The following is a 543-nucleotide window of genomic DNA, read 5'->3' on the forward strand; positions in this document are numbered from 1 at the left end:
CTGACATGTCCGAACGCCATCCCATCATCGCGATCACCGGCTCCTCCGGGGCCGGCACCACCTCGGTCACCCGTACCTTCCAGGCCATTTTCCGGCGCGAGTCGATCAAGGCGGCGATCTTCGAGGGCGACAGCTTCCACCGCTACGACCGCCGCACGATGAAGGCCATGATGGCCGAGCAGGAGGCGAGCGGCAACCGCCATTTCAGCCACTTCGGGCCCGAGGCCAACCTGTTCGAAGAGCTGGAAAACTTGTTCAAGACCTACGCCGAGGCCGGCCGCGGCCGCAGCCGCAAATACCTGCACAACGCGCAGGAGGCGGAACCCTATGGCCAGGAGCCCGGCACTTTCACGCCGTGGGAAGACCTGCCGCCCGACACCGACATGTTGTTCTACGAGGGGCTGCACGGCGCGGTCGTCACCGACACCGTCAATGTGGCGCAGTACCCGGACCTGCTGATCGGTGTGGTGCCGTCCATCAACCTGGAGTGGATCCAAAAGCTCATCCGCGACAAAACCCAGCGCGGCTACAGCCAGGAGGCGG

General features: G+C 64.8%; 1 protein-coding gene. It reads left to right on the forward strand.

Features of this window, described 5'->3' with window-relative positions:
• A partial coding sequence (locus ML342_RS11730; RefSeq protein ID WP_500809975.1) for a nucleoside/nucleotide kinase family protein occupies positions 1–543 on the forward strand: 543 nt, incomplete at both ends.

Source organism: Thermomonas alba (assembly GCF_022419205.1).
GTDB classification, from domain to species: Bacteria; Pseudomonadota; Gammaproteobacteria; order Xanthomonadales; family Xanthomonadaceae; genus Thermomonas; species Thermomonas alba.